Raw genomic sequence first — 20,395 nt, forward strand, 5'->3', positions numbered from 1 at the left:
TGATTACAAGCTCTTGGGGACATTCGATGATTTCACGCAGTCCGGCAAGGCTTGCTTGCAATCGCCTTTCTGTTCTATGCAGGATACGGTAAGGCTTTGATTACACCCAACCCTTCGTCTTTTTTTCAAAAATACAATATCCAAAATCCCGCAGAGCCAAGGTACCTTACCCATCCCCTCCGGTCCGCCCGGAGCCCCGTATCGAAGCCATAAACTCCACGAGATCCCGGATTTCTCTCTCCGAAAGCAGGACGGACATGTCGGGCATCGCGGAAGGACCGCCTTCCGCGCCAAAACCCGGCGCGATGCGAGCCGCGGGATCCACCAGGGATTCAAGCAACTGCATCCGGTCCAGCAGCGACCCGATTCCCAAAAGAGACGGCCCTACGCCGTCCTCTCCGTTGAGACGATGACAGCGGGTACACTCTCCCGCGGAGTTCTCCAGAAAAATCCTCACGCCACGCCTCCGGTTGCCGCCGTAGAGCGCCGCGGCAAACGGCGGATTCGCTGCCCGCCAGGCTTCTACCCGGGTTTTCAGGGCATCGGAACCGGCCGCCTCCACCGCTTCCAGAATATCCAGGTGGATTTCCAGCGCGGCTTCTCCGTTCTCGAGGCGATCCAGCAATTCGCCCAGGACTTCGGTCGTCTGCGGAGAGGGCAATGCGCTCAGCGTAGTCAGCGCACTCTGCTGCTCCGGCACACTACCCTGATGCAGTGCTTCGCCGAGCACGGACGCCACTTCGTCATTGCTCAAATCGGTTTCCGTGACCAATTCGAGCGCAAGCATGCGCACGTCGGCGCTCTCATCCGCGAGCGCCTGCCGCACGGCGCCCGCATGATCCGCTTCCGGTATGTCGAGCAGCGCCTGCAAGGCTGCTGCGCGGACTTCCTCCGAGTCGTCCATGCGCAGCCGATCCGCAAGGTGGGCGCCGGCGCCGTCGATATGCAGGCGGGCGACCGCACCGGCGGCCGCTTCGCGCACCGCCGCCTCCTCATCGGCCAACAGTATTTCTGCGAGGGGCGCGACCGCTTCCTGCGCCGCCGTCCCGGCGCGGTGTACCGGCCCCAGATATGCGCCGTCTACCCGATCGAGCGTGGAGGGCTCCGCCCACACGCCCAGCGCGGCAATAGCTTCCGCACGCATTGCCGCGGGCGCATCGGCCCGCGCTGCATAGGCCGCCAGACGACCGGCATCGGCATCGCCGCCCACCCGCAGGTTGGCGCTGATCGCCCGGCGCAACAGAGACTCGTTCTCAAAAGAAGTGACATCCAGCAGGGCGGCCAGAGAAGGCAGAGCCTCCGGAATGCCCCCGTCGTCGTTGATAGCGCGGGCTGCCTCCGTAACCACGAATTCGTCGGCGTCGGCAAGAAAGGCCGAAACCCCTTCGTGCTGCATGCGCCGCAGCGCAAGCACGGCCCCCGTTCGTACTGCCTCGGAGGCATGCCCGGTAAGCGCCATGAGCGCCTCCGCATCGCCAAGCCGCCCCAGAGCCAGCGAACCGGCGTGGCGCAGATATACGTCCTCGCCCCCAGCCTCGGCAAGCATGGTCACCAGCCCGTCCAGCGCGGGGTGGTATGCAATGCGCCCGAGGGCCTCCGCCGCAAAGAAGCGGACCCGGTCGGAATCGTCGGCAAGAAGGGGCGCGAGCGCTTCGCCTGCCGCCGCATAGCGCACGTCTCCAAGGACCTTGGCGGCCTGCGCGCGCATCTCGGGGTCCGCATCTTCCAGCAAGGCGACCAACGGCGCGGCCTGCTCCACATCCCGCAAGGCCAGTTGCCAGATCCCCCAGACGCCATGAATGCGGGCATAGGCCGTTTCGGTCTGCCGAACGGCTCGCAGAAACGTTTCCGCATCCCCCCGGCGCGCCAGTTCGAACTGCGCCTTCTGCCGCACCCGCATGTCCGGGCTATGCAGCAGATCGTAGAGCGCCTCCGCCTCTACCTCTCCAAAATCCGCGGCCAGTTGCGCGCGCACCTCGCTGCGCACCGCTTCATCCGGCTCGGCGGCGTCGAGTTTCCATACGCGCCCGGCTCCCTTGGTGCGCCATCCGTCGATCCAGTCGGCAAAGTACAGCGCGCCGTCCGGGCCGAACGCCAACCCCACGCCGAGTACGCTCTTCACGGCCACATCTTCTTCCGCCAGTTCGAACCCTGCCCCTCTGGGCGCAAGACGAAACGCATGAATATCCGAAGTGAAGGCGGAACCGGTGTACTCGGACATGAAAAACCGGCCGTTCCAGGCTTCGTTCAGGGCGGTGCCGGGGTTGTACACGATCCCCGTCGGGCCGTCATGGTAATTCATGATCGGGGGAGTAATAAAGGCCGCCTGCCCTTCGAAGTGCGGCAGATACAACCCCTCGTCCATCCAGGGCTTATAGGGGTTGTTCGTTTCCTCGTGGTATTTGCCGAATTGCCAGTGCGTTCGCCAACCGCTGTCGGACCCCTCTACGAGGTATACGAGCCGCTCGCTCTCGTTCGGATGATCCCCGTCGTTGTCCACGCTGATCAGGTTGCCGTGGGCGTCGAACGCAAACTCATGCGTATTGCGCAGTCCGCGGGCGAACAGTTCCAGCCTGGAGCCATCGGGAAAAGCCCGGAGAATCGCGCCCTCCTGGGGATAATGGATAGATTCCCCTTCTTGGGAGACAAGGCTCAACCCCATATCGCCGACGCCCCAGTAAATGCGTCCTTCCGGCCCTACGGTGATACCGGACACGCCATGTCCGGAAAATCCGGGGTGGACATTGTATCCCCAACTCAGGGTGGTTACGTCCGAGGCGTCCGGCGCGGCATTTCCCAGTACATCTTCCAGCCGGTACACGCCCGGCGCCGCGGACAAATAGATATCTTCTTCGTGCACCAGCAGCCCTCCCAGAATATCCGAAACCAGCGTATTGAAACCGGCGACGACCGTGTGCGCCTGGTCGGCTACGCCATCGCCGTCGGTATCCTCGATGCGATAAAGCCGCTCCTTGACCACCGTCAGATCGCGCCAGTCCCGCGACCCGTCTTCGTTGAGATCGGGTATCCATCCGTTCTCGTCGCTCAACTCCGGCGCCATGACCTCTCTCATAAACGCTTCAAAGTCATGGGTCGTCTTCATTGCAAGCGCGTCGAGCCGCCAATCCGGGTGCTGCCGTATGTCCAGCAGACCCATGGTCCGGCTCGATCTGGTAACAAGCATTTCGCCGGTGTTCGCCACATCGATGGCCACAGGATCCTGGATCAGATCCTCGGTGGCGTACATGGAAAGAACCAGGCCGGGCGCCGCGGATGCCTCGAGGGCGGCTTCCGTCTCCCGAGCCTTGTTCGCGGCTTCGGCGGGATCCAGTTCGACGGCGGGTTCGGACGCAAAAACGAAGGGCAGCGTATCCGGGGGGGCAATGGCCCGTTCGCCGGTGCTTTGCGCGGGACTGCACGCGGAAAACGCGCTAAAAAACAACAGGACAAGCACCGGGGCAAACAGGTAAAAACGGCAAACGGGACGGAACATCAGCGAAGCACAGGAAGAGGTGAACATTGAGGCCGCATGGACAGTATGTGATGTTGCGCGATCAGGCGCACTACAGAAGCATAACGATAGACAATTCTTGCATGGGAATCCACCGGGAAACGAATCGGGAAATCCCTGCGGCCGCCGTGCTGAACGGGAAATTGCTCGAGGCCGTCAATCGGCGCGCCGGATACGCTTCTTCCGGGAACGGATCCCCTTCGGGCGCGCACCGGAATGCGCCGGAATCGATGCGCCTGTGGTTTCTGGATACGCCGCTCGGACCCGTGCTGGCCGGATGCACCGGGGGCTCCGGCACGGCCGGCAGGCTGTGCCTGTTGACGTTCCCCCCCGAAGAAACGCTCCGGGAAACCGATTCCCTTTGCGAATATCTGACGAGGCTCGCGCAGCGGCTGGACCTGCCTGTTTCCTGCGGCGGCGAGTCGGAAAACGGCGCCCCTGGCATGGACCCGCTGGCGGAGCAACTGGCACGGGAACTCAGCGAGTGGTTCGCCGGAGCGCGCCGGGATTTCGACCTGCCGCTTGCCCTGCGCGGAACGCCATTCCAGCGAAGCGTATGGGAGGCGCTCCGCGCCATACCGTACGGAGCCGTGCAATCCTACGGGGAATTGGCGAAATCGCTCGGCAAACCCGACGCGGTGCGAGCGGTAGGCGCCGCCAACGGGCGCAACCCGGTCTCCATCGTCGTACCGTGCCACCGGGTGATCGGCGCAAACGGCTCGCTGACCGGCTATGCAGGCGGCCTGGAGCGGAAACGCTTCCTGCTCGCCCTCGAACAGGGTCAGGCGCCGGAAGCACAGGGGGAATTGTTCGGGTAGGGAAAACCCGATCAGATAGGAATGGCTGACACTATCACTTGAAACCCGGATGCCCTGTTAGAATACACTCCTTATATAATAGTATGGAGACAAAACGATGAAGGGCTCTGAATTAGACGATTACAGGCGTGGCAAAATGTATGAAAGGGGGCTTGGGGGCTTCCCACAAGACTTCCCCAAGGCAATGGAATGCTTCCGCCGCGTAGCAGATGAACAGAATCATCCGGGGGCACAATTCACATTGAGCATGATGCTATTTCTCAAGTGGCTCATACTCCTTGACGATACGGACTACGAGGAAGGGAAAAAATGGCTCTATCGGGCAGAAGATCAGGGATTTGGGGAAGCGGTAGAGTTGAAATCATCATTTGACAAGTTCGACAGAAACCCTTCCCCGCATACACGCAAACACTTTATGCGAATGCTCCGGGAGTATTTAGGCATGACCGGCATGGAAAAGAGTAACTGGAGGGTGTTCTTTGAACAGATGTCCGACATAAGCCCATAACTTATTATTCCGTAATAATATGAAGCGTGCAGCCATGAAGCATATCAAAGCCCCCCTGTATCCGGCTCTTCTTGCCGGTATCCTGATGCTTTTCTCAGCATTGCAGCCGGCTCTCGCGCAGGAGCAATGGGAGGAGGCCATACAGGCCTTCGAGCAGATGGACGAGACGAATCCGCCGCCTGAGGGCGCCATCCTCTTTGCAGGCAGTTCGTCCATTCGCCTGTGGAGCACGCTGGCGGAAGATTTTCCCGATGCCCGGGTCATCAACCGGGGGTTCGGAGGCTCGCAGATGTCGGACCTGATCCACTTTGCAGACCGGATCGTTACGCCGTACGCCCCGAGGCTTATCCTGGTCTACGAAGGAGACAACGATGTAGCTGCCGGCAAGACCGCCGAACAGGTCTTTGCGGATTATCAGCAGTTCGTTTCCCTGGTGCACGATCAGTTGTCGGATACCCGCATCGCATTCATCGCCATCAAGCCGAGTCTGGCCCGCCGGTCTCTCATGGACGAGATGCGAAAAGCCAACGGGCTTATCGAGGAGTATGCCGCTGCCCGCGACCACCTCGACTATATTGATATCTTCACCCCGATGCTGGGCGAGGACGGCGAGCCGTTGCCGGACATTTTCGTGGACGACGGGCTGCACCTGAACGCAGCGGGCTACGCCATCTGGGCGGAAGTCGTCCGCCCGTATCTTGCCCGGTAACGGGCGGCGCCCGTCTTACGACCCGGCGAAGTGGGCGAACGTCACCACGTTCCCGGCGGGCTCGCGTACGGTAATTTCGTCGGCTCCGTAGAAGGTCTTTCTGCGGGGAATGACCCGGTCCGCATCGGCCAGCGCTTCGTCTATGGCGTCGAGCTCCTCCAGGGTCGCCACCTTGACGAACAGCGCGTTTCCCCGCAAGGGGATATCGACCAGTTCCGGCACATCGTTCCGGACGCTCTCCAGGGTCTGATACATCACCTCGACCGGGCCGTGCGTCAGGATGACGAAACCGAGGCGATCCCCTTCGTTGACCTTGGCGGTGACGGTGAATCCGAGGCGGTCCACCCAGAAGGGCAGCACCGGTTCGATGGCTTCGACGATGACGTTCGGCGTGAGCGATTGCATGACGTATGTAGCGGGTGCGTACGAGGAGGGTTAAGGGAGATGCGCGGCGTGATGGATAAGGCGCAGGTCCGTTCTGTTTCGACTGCGGCAAGATACGTCGGTGACAAGATTGGGGTTTGCAAAAAAAATTGGAATTTCCCTACGGTTTATGGATATTATGCAATTAGGTTCGCCCTGCCTTAATCGTAACAGGCGAAAGCACTGCGCAATGGCGCTATCCTGCGGGGCCTGCCGCTTGCGGAAACCCTTTTGTCGGCTTGCCGATAGAAGGGTTTCTTGCCGTTGTTGAAGGGGATTATATACTTTTTGCTATCCAAACCGCATTCAGCACCCATGTGTGGGCATGGGTGTCCCTAGAGGCACTGCGTGGCGGCAATAAGAACTGGGACATGAAATGGCTTTGATAGGCAATTATTATCTGGTTCTGCCTGAAGACTGGCTGTTTCCCGGCCACGGCAATGTGATGGACGGTAAGCGTCGAGCCGAAGAATATTTCGAAATTCACGGCACCTACGACGGTGCCGAGTACAAGATTGAGGAGTTCATTCGCCAATGGGTCCTGGCTCAACTTCTTGAAGCATACAGGTATCCCGTCCATTGGATCGGAGAGCGGATCGTTGTCGAGGAACTTGTAAAGATGGGCTCCACTGAGAAAGAGGCTGATGTTTCTATCAAAAACGCGAATCACCGCACGTTCCTATATGTGGAAACCAAGAGTCGCGGAATTTCTGACAGCGAGTTCACAGAAGCGGAGCGACAGCTCGAAACATATCTTGCCTCCACACATACCGCGACCATCGGCATGGTGACTGATGGTGAACGGGTCAAGGCCATTCGTAAGAAGGTCGATCCCAATGACTTTGAGTACATTCCTGACTTACCATCCTATGGTCTGAAACCGTCGATTAGGGCGCAATTGGTGCGCGAGTTGCCCGATAATATTGGAGAGGGCCGAAGCACTGGATTAAAGGTGCTGGATAACGACTACGAGCGTGTTTTATTTGACTGTCACAGTGCATCGCGTGATGCGGATGGATTACATGCCGATGAGGCCTTGGACGAAATTTGCAAAGTGATCTACGCAAAGATATTCGACGAACGTAATGTTACCAAACAGGCTGAGGGTACTCCGTTTCGATTTCAGACATTTGGAGCCAGCAACGCATCAGAAGTCGCATCAAATATTCGGGTGCTCTACGAAGAGGCGCGGAACACTGATATCGAGGTGTATTCTAAGCGGATTCCGGGCTACGAGAGATCGCGAGGAGTTTTCAAGAATCAGCTGCGCTTGTCAGACGTGGCTCTGTATCGCGTAGTGGAGCGCTTGCAGGAATTTTCTCTCATTGATAGCAAGGCAGACATAAAAGGTAGGGCATTCCAGAAAATCCTCGGGCCCGCAATTCGGGCTGGAATGGGACAATACTTCACGCCTGATCCCATCGTAGAATTGGCAATAGGCATCGTACAGCCACGGGCTACAGACCTCATTCTTGATCCGTTCTGCGGCTCAGCACACTTTCTGACCAAGGCGCTGAAGTTCGTGGTGGAGAATCAAAGTCATTCTCTTACACCGCACGCGTTGCACGAATTCAAATTTTTCCATCTGCATGGGATTGACAAATCTGACCGGATGGTGCGTGTTGCAATGACAGACATGATGCTGCACGATGATGGCCACACAAATATCAGAAATCAAGACGCTCTATTGAGTTTTGACAATTACCCTGATGTGATCGCTTTGCGCGATGACGGCAACCAAGATCCAGCAATCTTCGATATTGTCCTTACTAACCCACCGTTTGGGAGCATCATGAAACAAGAGGTCATAGAGATGCTCGGTCGTTTCGACTTGGGCCACAAGAGGAAGTCTCTGCCACTTGAAATACTAGGTTTGGAGCGGAGCCTGCAATTTCTAAAGCCGGGTGGAAGGTTGGCGATTGTGTTGCCTGAGCATTTGACGAAGGGCAAGAGAGCGTTATTTGTGCGGAAGTGGGTACATGAAATTGCCAGTATCAAGGCCATCTTCTTCTTTCCAGAGGACGCATTTACTCCGTTCGGCGCAATGGTCAAGACATGCTTGTGCGTCTTTCAAAAGCTCAAGGAAGGCGAAAGGCCCACCGATTCTCAACCTGCGTTCCTGTGTGAGATCGAGAACCTTGGGTACGAAGCGACCGGGAAAGCGAAGACGGGTACCGAGGTGCCAGCCGCCATTGCGGCATTCCATGCACAGGTGGGGTGGAGATGAAGATTCTACTTAAGAATTCTAAGGAGCTACAGAGTGCCGGTCGTTGGGACATAGATTTCCACCTGCCGCCCGAAGGCATCCTCAAATTTTCGAAGAGTCTTCTAAGGCGCGTTGATCAAGTCGCAGATATAGTTAAGGATAAACGTGATCCAACAAGGGAACCGGACAAAGGATTCCGATACATTGATATCTCTTCAGTGGATGTAGCTATCGGAGTAGTGACAAACCCACAGGACATCGAAGGCTCGGAAGCTCCATCCCGCGCACGAAAAGTAGTGCGAGCGTTTGATCTCGTGGTCTCTACATGCCGGCCAACACGAGGTGCTATTGCTGTTGTGCCCGTGAAGCTACACGATCAAATTGCATCAACGGCCTTTTCCATCGTGCGTGCACATGATGATGTCAACCCGTTTTACCTTCATTACGCATTGCGCCTCCCCAGTACTTTGGAGCAATTTCGAAAGTGGAGCACCGGTTCAAGTTATCCGGCTATTCTTGACAGCGATGTTAAAAAGACAATCATCCCGGTACCCACAATTGAAGAGCAGGACGCAATCGCAGCGAAGGTGGTCGCTGCCTTACGCGAATACAGAAAAGCAATCCGTGTCGCCAATAGAGATTGGAGCAAGGCCCTTGAGGAAATCACTGGGTCTCTCAGCGGTCAGCAGGCTTATAGACCAACGGCCGTTATAGAAGAAGAATTGGATGCAGTTTTACTGACTGATGTCCAAGCGAGGTTGGCTGAGCTACCACCAATTTCCACGTAGTATCCCATTGGTTGGAGCTAGTAAAGGCGGATTACAACCCGAATCGGCGAGGTGCTGGTTAACGGGTGCGACTGGAACGAATTTTCCGTGACCGGATGGCGGGATATGCTTGGCGTGGTGCCTCAGAATGTCCGGATATTCAGCGGCACGCTGGTCGACAACATCCGGCTGGGTCTTGCAATCGACCCGCAGGAAGCCATGCGGAAATGCGAGGAACTCGGACTCTCCGGCTTTTTCGACACGTTGCCTGGCGGGTACCTGACCCTTGTGGGAGAAGGGGGCGCTGCGCTTTCCGGTGGACAGCAGCAACTGGTGGGTCTGGCGCGGGCGCTGGTGCGCGATCCGCAGGTGCTCCTTCTCGACGAGCCCACTTCCGCCATGGACAGCACGACGGCGCAGCAGGCCATGGATATGCTGGATCGCTACCGCAAGGATTGCATTGCGATCGTGGCCTCGCATTCGGCTGCGTTCCTGCCGCGGGCCGACCGCGTGTATCGCATCGAGCAGGGGACGTTCCGTCCGGATTTCACCCCGCTTGACCGGCTCCGGCCGGTCGGGAGCTGATCGGATGACCACCCCGTTCTCCCATCAGATACTTCCGGCGACCGGAGGATATATCTCACAGCAGGGGGTGTCCGGCGCCCACAAGGAAGGTTTGCAGGCGCCGGCCCCGCCGGAATAAATTATTTGAGCAAGGTCATCTTCTTCACCGAGACGTTCTGCCCGGTACGCAGCACGTACAGGTACGTACCCCCGGCCAGACCCGCTCCATCGAACGAAATGCTGTAGCGGCCCGCCGGCTGCACACCGTCCGCCAGCACCCGGACCTCGCGGCCGAGCATGTCATAGACCGTCAGCGTGATCGCCTGCGCCCGCTCGAGGGAGAACTCGATCGTTGTGGCGGGATTGAACGGGTTCGGATAATTCTGCTCCAGCGCGAAGGCCGCAGGAATTTCTCCGTCCAAAGGCTCGACCGACGTCATGTCATCCCCATATATGCCGGCGCCAATGATGACTACATTGGTTCTTTCGGTATTATCGGGGAGGGTGATTGTAAATTCATTCTCCAGGGCGTAGGTCACCTTGGGTATTTCGGCGCTGTCGGTGTCGTCGTCGGGGTTGTCGAAATGATACCTGACGAAGTCTCCCTCTCCGTCGTTTCTGGCCGCCGCCGCGATAATCTGCGGCAGAATAAGCTCGTTGGTAACGGCGTCTCTGAGGGTCTCCGTGGGGGTTTGAAACTCGTACTTCTCCGGAAACGCCCCATGAAAGAACGTGTAGCCGGTGCGTTCCATCGTAAAGAGGTAGACGGGGCCGTGTCTCCAGTACCCGGTGGTCGTATCCCGGAGCGCCCTCTTTATTCTAAGGCGGCCTTCATAGCCTTCCGTGGTATTGATATTCCCCAAGTAATCCTTTGCCCCGGTCACGAAAGCCTTCAGGCTTGCACGGTCCGTCACATCGCGGGCCGTTACGGCAGGGGCCTCGCCGGGGTCGAAGGGTTCGTCCACGAGATGGGATTCCTGAATATCGAGGCCGATCGTCACGAGGGCCGCGCTACCGTCGGGATTAAAGTAAGGGCCGGCGTACCCGTCGTCGCCTCCCACATCGAACGTGCCGCCACGTAGCGACGAAGCCGCTGCTGCGGCGATCGGCTCGAGAACAGCCGGGTCGAGCAGTCTGCCCGACAAAACCACATTGTCTCCGTGCAGACCCACTCTACCGGTGGCCGTCATGGTAACCACGTACGTGGAACCGTATTTCCAGGGCCCCTCATGCGTCAAAAGACATCCGGCGTAACCGTTCGAAAGGGGGTGATTCCGGATTTGCCGCGAGTATAACAACAAACCGGTCACGAACTCCGTAAGGGTGGCCTCGCCGTTCTCTACCTGTTGAGCCGTTGCATTGCTCGCGGGTATCTCCGGAATTCCCTCCGGCCTCCGGCACGCCGCCACGGCATCCTCGTATATGCCGGCGCCCAGGATGAGTTCATTGGTTGCCTCAGTACCATTGGGCAGAGTGAATGTAAACTCATACTGGCGGGCGAAGGTCACCTTGGGTATGTCGGCGCTGTCGGTGTCGTCGTCGGGGTTGTCGAAATGATATTCGACGAAGCCTCCCTCGGGGTTGCTCGCCGCCGCCTCGATAATCTGCGGAAGAATAAGCTCGTCGGTAACGGCGTCCCTGAGGGTTTGCGTGGGGGCCTGAAGCTCGTACTTCTCCGGAAACGCCCCGTGGAAATATGTGTAACCCGTGCCGTCCATGATAAAGAGGTAGGTGGGACCGTACCTCCAGTAGCCGGTCGTATCCCGGAATACCCGCTTGATTCTGAGACCGGCATCATAGCCTTCTTCCTCATAGAGCGCCTGGGCATAGTCCGCCGCTCCGTTCACGAAGGCCTTCAGGCTCTCGCGATCCATCACGTCGCGGGCCTGTACGGCGGGGGGATCGCCGGGATCGATCTCAGGTTCCGTGACGTGGGATTCCTGAATATCGAGGCCGGCGGTCAGGATGCCTGCACTGCCGTCCGGATTAAAGTACGGCCGGGCGTAGAAGTCGTCGCCCTCGAACTCGGAAGCGCCGCCCGTTGCCGACATATCCGCCGCCGCACTGACCGCCTCAAGCATCGTAGAGTCAACCACTCCGCCCGTCAAAAGCACATCCTGCCCGTGCAGAGCCAGGGTGCCGCTGGGGGTCATCGTAGCAATGTAGGTGGAACCGTAATTCCAGGGGCCCTCGTGCGTCAAAAGACATCCGAGGTACCCGGCCGACAGCCGGGGAGCGCTGATCGTGATTTGAAATGCGTAATTCCAATAATCGCTCACCAACTGCGCCAGGGTGGCCTGGTCATTCTCCACCTGTTCGGCCGTTGCGATGGCCGAACCCGGAGGCGTAATGCCTTCCGGCGCCGGACAGACATCCTGCGCAAAGGCCGGGCGTGCACCGGCAAATATGCCTGCAAACGCCAGCAAGCATCCCAGGAACATGGATAGTTTAGCCTTCATCGTCTTGTAAAGAGTTTTTTCGCGGATTCAGGGGCACTGCCACGCCGGATTATTCCGTTTGGGGCAGCGGCTTTTACGTACCTCTCCTCGCAAAATATGTACAAAATGTACAATATGTACATTCTCTGCACATCCTTCACAGAATACATCGCCGGGGTTCGGTTGTCAAATCCGTGGCGGGGATGTACGGATTGACCCGTGAAACAGGCAGCAAGTCTTTCATGGAACGTCTTGCCCTCATCCCCGAATCAGGATCATGGCCGTTCGGGGAGGCAGTTCCAGCGTGAGTTGGCCGTTTTCCGATTGCACGGTGGTTTCCGGCGCCAGTGCATCCTCGAAACTCCCTTCGATCGCGATATCCGCCGTGTGCGTCTCTTCGGATGCATTGAACGCCACCAGGGCGGCTTCCCCTTCCCAGGTGCGGACATAGGCAAGCAGCCGCCGGTCGTCGTCGGCCAGCACATAGTCAAGATCGCCGCGCACGAAGAGGTCCATGTGCGCCTTGCGGATGCGCGCGAGGTCCTGGTAGAATGCGTACAATTCCATGTCCGGCGCAACCTGGTCCGTCCGGCGGGGTGTTTCATGGGGCATGCTGCGCTCGTCCTCGTACGCAAGATCGGCCCACACCAGCGGTTTGCGGCAGTCGGGATCGTCCGCGCCCCACATGCCCACTTCGTCGCCGTTCCAGATATGCGGCGCGCCGTAATACGTGAACTGCTGGGTCAGCAACAGGCGCCGCACGGCGTCGGTCCGTTCGTCCGGACGATCGATCTTGTACTCGGGATTGCCGCGGGGGTGGGCCTGGTATTTGTATTTCGTCTGGTTGTTGTAGAGCGAGGTGCCGAGGCGCGGGGCATCGTGGCTGGCGCCGAGATTCATCATGGCCTCGAGATGCGCCCGGTCGATCCCGCTTTCCACGGAATCGAGGTGGGCGATATACCTGGTGGCCGTAAGGTGGGGCGGCGCTTCGGCGAAGAAACTCCGGGTGGGCATGTACCAGCGGTAATTCATCACCGCATCGAACACGTCGCCCTGCACCCAGGGAACCGGATCGGCCATGTGGTCCGGCCAGTCTTCCCACCATACCTCGCCCACCAGATAGGCGTCCGGGTTGATGTCGCGCACAAAGGCCCGGTACTCGCGCCAGAACCCCTTGGGCACGTGCTCCGCCACGTCCAGCCGGAACCCGTCTACGCCGTCGCTCGGGTCGCCGTCCCCGTTGGGGTCCATCCAGCGCCGCGTCACGTGATACACATGCTGTTTCACCTCGGGATGCAGGTTGCCCTCGTCGAATCCGTTCTCGTCCACCCCGACCTTTTTCAGGTTGGGGAGCGTGGAGACGCCCAGCCAGCCCTGGTATTCGAATTCGTTTTCCTCGGTGTCGGGGTCGTCGAACTGGACGATTTCATACCAGTCCGCATAGGGCGAGGCGGCCTGGTTCTCCAGAATATCTTTCCAGGCCCAGAACGTAATCCCCGTGTGATTCCACGAATAGTCGAGGATGATGCGTATGCCCCGCTCATGCAAGGCGTCGACGAGCTCCAGGAAAAGCAGATCCGCTGACGTCCATTGCCAGGTGTCGGGATCGACCGGGTTTTCCTCCGCCATGATCGCGGCGTCCCCTTCAGGGTCCGGCCCGAAATGCCGGTCGATATGCCTGTAGTGCCGGGCATCGTACTTGTGCAGCGACGGCGCATCGTTGATCGGATTGATGTACAGCGCCGTCACGCCCAGTTCCTCCAGATAATCGAGCCCGTCCAGCACGCCTTGCAGGTCGCCTCCGTACCGCCTTGCCTGCACGGTCCGGTAGAACTCCTCGCCGGAAGCCGCAGCCCAGTCTTCTTGTTCGTACCAGTCATGGGTCCACGGGGTGGGACTCCATCCTTCGAACGGTCTGTTGGGATATGCCCCTTCGGTACTCTCGAAGACGGGGTCGTTGGACGGGTCGCCGTTGCGGAATCGTTCCATAAAAATCTGATACCAGATCGCCTCGCGGCTCCATTCGGGCACGCTGGTCAGGTCGTCGGAGGTCGTCACGGATTCGTCCGCGGTGTTTCCCCCGGCCTCCACCTGGCAGGATAGCCCGGTGATAGCGAGCAATACCGCGAGAAAGACGGTCAGGGCGCGGGTTTCCATGGCGCCGCAGGGCGTTGCATGATGTTTCATAACGATGCGTTTATTCGGTACTCGAAACGATGTTTGCTTTCCAGGCCGTGATGGCTTCCAGAAACCGGGGCGCGAGATCTGGGTGGCCGCTTATGACGTTTTCGGAGGCTTCCGGGTCGCGCTCCATGTCATACAGTTGCATGGAGGCGGTGCCGGTATTTCCTTCGCGCGCGTCCCATATAAAATGCCATCTCGGCGTACGTACATAATAATGATCGGCGGACTGCCCCATCACGTCGTCTTCGCTGCGTTGCTGGGTGGCGTGTCCCACCAGCATGTCGCGATCGATGCTGCCGGCGCCTTCTATGACAGGGCGCAGCGACTGCCCCGGCCACATGGCCTTGAGATCGTCCGGGATGGCCACGCCCGCGTAATCGAGGAGCGTAGGCGCGATATCCACCGTACTGACGAGGTCCTCTCCGAAAATACCGGGCTCGATGGCGCCGGGCCAGTGAAAAATGACCGGCGTCCGAAAGGCCAGATCATGCAGCGACAGTTTCCCCTTCGGCCCGCCATTGGAGTACAGGATATGGTCGCCCACGTACTCCTCGAAGGGAGGCTGCTCCCAGCCGTTGTCGTTGACATACACGATCAACGTGTTTTCCCGCAAGCCCCGGGCCTCTATGTGGTCCAGCAGCTCGCCTACGCCGACGTCGAACCAGGTGCAGTTGGCATAGTATTGCTTCGCCGATTCGGACAGGGCCGTGTTCGCATAGTACTTGTAGTGCGAAAAAGGAGCGTCCAGCGGCGTATGCGGCAGGGAGGGGCCGTACCAGACGAAGAAAGGCCGGTCCGTGTGCCGGTCGATGAAATCGAACACCGGCTGCATGGTGTCTCTCCCGATCGCTATCCCGTCGCCCCCCATCAGCAGCTGGAACCATCCGGGTTTTCCCCAGGCCTCCATATCCCATTGCTGCGACATTCCTTCCGTGAACCCCCCGTTTTCATACGATCCTTCCCACCATTTTCCTGCCTGAAAACTTGCGTATCCGTTTTCGGCGAGCAGTGCGGGCAGCGTGGCGAACCGTCGCATGACCTCCGACATAAAGACCGCGTCCCGCTTCCGGCGCGCCTCCCCGGAAGCCGCCTCCCAGTCAGGATCGCCCTGCACCGCCTCGGCATGATAGCGATCGGCAATCCGCCGGTACTGCGAAGGATACAGACCCGTAACCAGCGTATGCAGCGAGGGGCGGCAATAGTTCGCTGTCGCGTGGGCGAACGAAAACACGGTTCCTTCGTGCGCCAGCAGGTCCAGGTTCGGGGTCCGTACGTGTTCCGATCCGGTGAATCCGAAGTAGGGATATCCGTGATCGTCCCCGATCACGAGCACGATGTTCGGGGGGTGGTCCGGGCCCTCTTGTGCATACAGTGCGTTGCCCGGGGCCGCCAGATACAGCACGGTCAGGATCGGAAAAATACAGGCCCTAAAGCGTCTCATTGGTTTCAGGGAGAATCGGGAGCGGAAGGCTTAAGGAACCTCTGATAAATCCACATGGGCGAGGACCTTGGGACGCGCCTTATCTCAAAACATAAACGTGCGGTTGGCCGCGGGTTTGCAGGATATCCCGGGCCCGATGTTTTGTTCGAATGCGCGTCCCAAGGTCCCTTTTCCCGGTTGCGATTTTGCGGAGCGAATAAGAGGTTCCTCAATAATACGCCGGTTCGGGCATCGCATCCCGTTTTTCGCTACGTATTCTCGTATATTTTGCCTCCCCGGCCATCCAATCCGGGGAAGTGTGCAAAGACTGTACAAAAATCCCGCAAAAACTGCACAGATATTGCACCATCTGCATGGACGCCTTCATGCCCGCGATGCCCCGAACCCGCAGTGTTTTCCGCTAATTTCAACGATGCAATAATAATATCTTTTACGCACGAACGTGAAGCGCTGAGCAAAGTGGCCTTGATCAGAGTACCCTTATATATATCGGTTTTCGCTGCGATCCTGCTGTCCGCCTGTGGCAGGACGCCGGAAAGCGAGCCCGTTGCGGTCGTGGCGGGCAAACCGATCGACGCCGAGGAATACCGGGCGCGCTATGTGGATTTCCTGCTCGACAGCGGACTGCCGGACGAGGCGGGCCGCCGCGCCGCGTATCTGGAGCGACTGATCACCATGAAACTCATGGCCCACGATGCGCTCGAAGGCGGACTTGCGGAAGATGCGGCCTACCTGTTCACAGCCGAACGCATGCGCCGCAAGCTCCTCATGGACGCCTGGGTACACCGCGCCGTGCACGACACGATTACGGTTTCGGAGCAGGACCTCCGGGACATGTTCGTCCGGGTCAACACGACCGTAACGGCCCGCCACCTGTATGCGCCCACCCGGGAGGCAGCCGACACGCTGTACGAACGGCTCCGGCGGGGCGCCTCGTTTGAAGCACTGGCGGAAGAAGTGTTCGCCGACACGGCGCTGGCCCGCCGCGGCGGGCATCTCGGCTCCTTCGGTTTTGACGAAATGGACCCCGCTTTCGAGGAAGTCGCGTTCACCATTACGCCCGGCGATTTCAGCCGGCCTGTCCGTACGGCTCAGGGGTATTCGATCGTACAGGTCGAGGACCGCTTCACGAAGCCCATCCTGACCGAGACCGAATTTGCGGCGCAAAAGAACAAGATGGAATGGTATGTCCTCGACCGAAAACGGCGCCGGGCCCGCACCGCGCTTTCCATGCGCCTCCGCGAAGAGGCTTCCGTGTCGTATCATGCCCCCGCGTTCCAACGCCTGCTGGCGCAGGTCACCGGCGAGGCGGATATGCCGGAAGATGCGTCATCGGAAGACGGGGAGCCTGCCTGGCTGGGCGCTCCGCTTGCGACGTTCGGGCCACCGCAGGCCCGTCGGACCTGGACCGTCTCCGAATTTCGGGACCACGCCCGGTTTACCGACCCTCGGCAGCGCGCCCGGGTTCGTACCGCCGAGGAACTCCGGCGCTTCATCGACGGGCTGATCGTGCAGGAGGCATTGCTTGAAGCCGCCCGCCTTGCCCGCGTCGATCGCACTCCCGAGTTCGCCCGGGCCCTGGCCCGCGCCATGGAAGACTGGGCCTTCGAACAGGCCTGGGACCGCCTTTCCCGCGGCGTGTCCGTGCCGGAAGATTCCATCCGCGCCTGGTACGAGGCGTATGACGAACCCTCCACGCCGCCGGGTATCATCCAGGCCCGTCTCCACGAAACCATGATGGACGAGGCGCTTCGGGAACATGCGCGCGATCTTCGCGAACGATACAATGTCAGGATGTATCCCCAAATTGTATCCGAATTGCATATCTTAAGCGACGCGTTCTGATCCGGTTTTCATTCCTGCTGCGCTTCCCCCATATTGCATTCCGGCGCCTCCGAGCGCTACTCCGTTATTCAAACACCACCTGTTCGTCTCCAGCCTGCTTCTCTTGCAGATCATGTTTCGACGCCTGATCCCGGTCCTCTTGCTCTTGTTCGCTGCGGGCTCCGCCCATGCGCAGAGCGGCAAGATCGTGGGTACGGTGACGGATAGCGCCACCGGCGAGCCCCTGCCCGGCGTCAACGTGGTCATAGAGGGCACCACACAAGGCACCGCTACCGGTATCGACGGTACGTACGTCATTATCGGCGTGCGTCCCGGCGTATACGATGTGGTGGCTTCGTTCATCGGGTTCTCCCGCCAGCGTATCGCAGGCGTGCAGGTGAACGTGGATCTGACCACGACGGTCGATTTCCGGATGGCGGAAGAGGTGATCGAAGGCGAAGAGATCATCGTTACCGCCCAGGCCGAGGCCGTTCGCAAGGACCTTACCAGTTCCGAGGCCCGCGTCACCGCCGAAACCATCGACAAACTGCCGGTCACCGAGCTTTCCCAGGTGCTCGACGTGCAGGCCGGAGTTACCACGCGGGACGGCATTCATATCCGGGGCGGCCGCAGCAGCGAGGTGGTTTTCATGGTGGATGGCGTGCCGGTCAGCGATAGCTACGACGGCTCGTCCGTGATCCAGCTCGAAAACGACGGCATCGAGGAATTACAGGTCATCTCCGGCACGTTCAACGCCGAGTACGGCAATGCCATGTCCGGCGTCGTGAATGTCGTCACGAAGGAGGGGCGCAGCGACCGCTTTTCCGGCTCGGCGCAGGTGTATTCCGGGGGATATGCGGTCACCGGCGAAGGCGGCGGCGATTTTTTGCGGGGCATCCGCACCGAGGAACACACCAAAGCGGGCATTCAGTACCGCGACATCGATCCCTATTCCTATCTGCCGTTCCAGGCCGATCATTTTCGGAACGCCACGGTATCCCTCGAAGGCCCCGTCTGGAAGGATCGCATCACGTTTTTCGCCCTGGGGCGCTATTTCAAAAACGACGGCTGGCTCTACGGCGCCCGCCTTTTCGGGACCGATGGTTCGGCGGGGGATTCTTCGCTGGTCCCCATGAACAATTTCGAAAAGACCAGTTGGCAGGGGAATCTCAAGGTCCGCCTCAGCCGCAAACTCATTCTCAACGTCATCGGCCTCGGTTCGTTTTCCAGTAGCCGCCCGTACAATCTGTTCCGCCGGTGGTCCCCCGACGGACGCTTCCGCAGTTTCGACGACGGCTACGACGTCAAACTGAAGCTCACCCACCTCATAAGCCCCCGGACGTTCTACACGTTCAATGCGGGCGTTTTCAACCGCGAGGCGAAAGGGTATCTGTATGAAGACCCGTTCGATTCCCGGTACAACGATTTCGACCTCGTTGCGCGGGATTCCGTCGAATTCCTTCCGGGCCAGTATATCGAAGTGCTCAGCGGCGGCCAGCGGTATGCGCGCGGGGGAACCAATCTGACCCATTTCAACCGTACCTCCCGTTCGTACTTCGTCAAGGGCGATCTGTCCAGCCAGATCACCGATCATCACCTGATCAAGACCGGCTTCCAGTTGCGCATCGACGAACTTGCGCTGACCGCGTTCAACCTCATTCCGGGGATCGACGAGACGGGGCAGCGGATCGAACCGTTCCGGCCCGCCATTCCCGTGGAATCCAGTGTAGCCTACAGCAGTTTCAGCGATCTTTCCCCGCGCACGATAAGCGCCTATGCCCAGGACAAGATGGAGTTCAACGACTTCATCGTGAATGCCGGCATCCGGCTCGATTATTTCGATGCGCGCGCCCGGGTTCCGGCGGACCCCGCGGACCCCAATATTTTCAATCCCCTCAAACTCACGAACCGGTTCCGCGACACGGACGGGGACGGCGTGATCCAGCCGGAGGAGGAGCTTCCCGAAAACGTCCTGACGGTTGCGGATCGGGAGGCGTACTGGTGGGAGGATAGCACGCCCAAGCTGCAGATATCGCCCCGCCTGGGCGCCGCGTGGCCCATCACGGAACAGGGCGTGATCCACTTTTCCTACGGCATCTTTTTCCAGATTCCCACGCAGAACAGACTGTTCGAGAATTTCGGTTTCAAGATGCCGGCGCTTTCCGGTTCGTACGGCCCCTTCGGCAACCCGGACCTCGACGCGCAGAAAACCACCATGTACGAGATCGGCCTGCGGCAGGGATTCGGAGGCATCGTGGCCGACGTGACCGGGTATTACCGGGATGTGCGCAGTTGGGTCTCCACCTCGCAGCCCATCATCGCCGCGCTGCCCGGCATCAGTTACGTCATCTACACGAACCGCGATTATGCGAACACGCGCGGGCTGACCGTGCATCTGTCGCGCACGTTCACAAACCACTACGGATTCGACGCCAGCTACACCTATCAGGTGGTGGAAGGCTCCAATTCGAACCCCGCGGACGAGTTTTTCGCGCTTCTCAACAACAGCCAGCCCACCCTGGCGCTCCTGCCATTGAACTGGGATCAGCGGCACAAACTGGCGGGCGCCTTCTACGCGGGCGCGGATACGTACGGCGGCTCGATTCGATTCCGGTACGAATCGGGTTTCCCGTACACGCCCACCTTCGCTTCCGCGGCGCTGACCGGCAACGATGTGCAGCCCGAATTTCCTTCCAATTCGCGGCGCGCATACACCACCTTCGAGGTAGATCTGAACCTGTACAAGGAGTTCGTGATGGGAAGGGTCCGTCCCCGGGTCTTTCTCGAGGTGTTCAATCTCCTCGACGCCCGCAATGTGTCCACCGTGTTCCCCGACACGGGCGAGCCGGACGTGACGCTGGATCAGTTGCGCACGGGGCAGTTCGATCCGGGATGGTTCGTGCGTCCCGAACACTACCGCGAGCCGAGAAGAGTGCAGCTTGGCGTCGAAGTGCGTTTCTGATGCGGCGAGGTCTGCAATACCCATGAAATATCCCCGCTTC

Annotated in this window: 13 protein-coding genes; 8 read left to right on the plus strand and 5 right to left on the minus strand. The window is 59.4% G+C overall.

All coding sequences use genetic code 11. The features are described 5' to 3' along the window. Positions 1-166: 166 nt before the first annotated feature. Positions 167-3,520, minus strand: coding sequence for a c-type cytochrome (locus tag F4Y00_02840; GenBank protein ID MYE03897.1), 3,354 nt, complete (start codon positions 3,518-3,520; stop codon positions 167-169). A gap of 434 nt (positions 3,521-3,954) precedes the next feature. On the opposite strand from F4Y00_02840, the gene F4Y00_02845 reads away from it, so the two are divergent. The 3 genes from F4Y00_02845 (at position 3,955) to F4Y00_02855 (ending at position 5,546) form a co-directional block, all read left to right on the plus strand. After that, on the plus strand, positions 3,955-4,329 hold the full coding sequence (locus tag F4Y00_02845; GenBank protein MYE03898.1) for a methylated-DNA--[protein]-cysteine S-methyltransferase: 375 nt from the start codon (positions 3,955-3,957) through the stop codon (positions 4,327-4,329). A gap of 97 nt (positions 4,330-4,426) precedes the next feature. Continuing rightward, complete coding sequence (locus F4Y00_02850; protein MYE03899.1) at positions 4,427-4,837, plus strand: sel1 repeat family protein; 411 nt, start codon at positions 4,427-4,429, stop codon at positions 4,835-4,837. Positions 4,838-4,871: 34 nt separating this feature from the next. Further along, positions 4,872-5,546 (plus strand): hypothetical protein, encoded by a 675-nt coding sequence (locus tag F4Y00_02855; GenBank protein ID MYE03900.1) that lies wholly within the window; start codon positions 4,872-4,874, stop codon positions 5,544-5,546. A 15-nt stretch (positions 5,547-5,561) separates the two neighbouring features. Here the strand turns inward: F4Y00_02855 and F4Y00_02860 are convergent, their stop codons facing one another. Next, complete coding sequence (locus F4Y00_02860; GenBank protein MYE03901.1) at positions 5,562-5,951, minus strand: hypothetical protein; 390 nt, start codon at positions 5,949-5,951, stop codon at positions 5,562-5,564. A gap of 394 nt (positions 5,952-6,345) precedes the next feature. On the opposite strand from F4Y00_02860, the gene F4Y00_02865 reads away from it, so the two are divergent. Genes F4Y00_02865 through F4Y00_02875 form a run of 3 tightly spaced genes read left to right on the plus strand, consistent with a single transcriptional unit; the run spans position 6,346 to position 9,527 of the window. Next, the gene (locus F4Y00_02865) at positions 6,346-8,196 is read left to right on the plus strand and encodes an N-6 DNA methylase (GenBank protein MYE03902.1); all 1,851 of its coding nucleotides are present in this window, start codon (positions 6,346-6,348) and stop codon (positions 8,194-8,196) included. Beyond that, positions 8,187-8,963 carry a restriction endonuclease subunit S gene (locus tag F4Y00_02870; GenBank protein ID MYE03903.1) on the plus strand — a complete coding sequence of 259 codons (777 nt, stop codon included), beginning with the start codon at positions 8,187-8,189 and terminating at the stop codon, positions 8,961-8,963. Before F4Y00_02865 ends, F4Y00_02870 begins: the two co-directional genes overlap by 10 nt. Positions 8,964-8,993: 30 nt before the next feature. After that, entirely contained in the window at positions 8,994-9,527 is a 534-nt protein-coding gene (locus F4Y00_02875) for an ATP-binding cassette domain-containing protein (GenBank protein MYE03904.1), read from the plus strand. Between the two features lie 119 nt (positions 9,528-9,646). On the opposite strand, the gene F4Y00_02880 is transcribed toward F4Y00_02875, so the two are convergent. From F4Y00_02880 to F4Y00_02890, 3 genes are all read right to left on the minus strand, one after another. Beyond that, positions 9,647-11,965, minus strand: coding sequence for a T9SS type A sorting domain-containing protein (locus tag F4Y00_02880; protein ID MYE03905.1), 2,319 nt, complete (start codon positions 11,963-11,965; stop codon positions 9,647-9,649). Positions 11,966-12,202: 237 nt separating this feature from the next. Next, positions 12,203-14,131: an alpha-amylase gene (locus F4Y00_02885; protein MYE03906.1), complete on the minus strand. Its 1,929-nt coding sequence runs from the start codon at positions 14,129-14,131 to the stop codon at positions 12,203-12,205. A 10-nt stretch (positions 14,132-14,141) separates the two neighbouring features. Continuing rightward, on the minus strand, positions 14,142-15,569 hold the full coding sequence (locus F4Y00_02890) for a sulfatase-like hydrolase/transferase (GenBank protein MYE03907.1): 1,428 nt from the start codon (positions 15,567-15,569) through the stop codon (positions 14,142-14,144). 54 nt (positions 15,570-15,623) lie between these two features. Here F4Y00_02890 and F4Y00_02895 point away from each other — a divergent pair, with 54 nt between their 5' ends. Together F4Y00_02895 and F4Y00_02900 are read left to right on the plus strand one after the other, a co-directional pair. Beyond that, positions 15,624-17,414 (plus strand): hypothetical protein, encoded by a 1,791-nt coding sequence (locus F4Y00_02895; protein ID MYE03908.1) that lies wholly within the window; start codon positions 15,624-15,626, stop codon positions 17,412-17,414. Positions 17,415-17,526: 112 nt separating this feature from the next. Then, a complete protein-coding gene (locus tag F4Y00_02900) occupies positions 17,527-20,355 on the plus strand; it encodes a TonB-dependent receptor (GenBank protein ID MYE03909.1) in 2,829 nt (942 codons plus the stop codon). Positions 20,356-20,395: the final 40 nt, after the last annotated feature.

It is taken from the genome of Bacteroidetes bacterium SB0662_bin_6, from assembly GCA_009839485.1.
Lineage (GTDB): Bacteria > Bacteroidota > Rhodothermia > Rhodothermales > VXPQ01 > VXPQ01.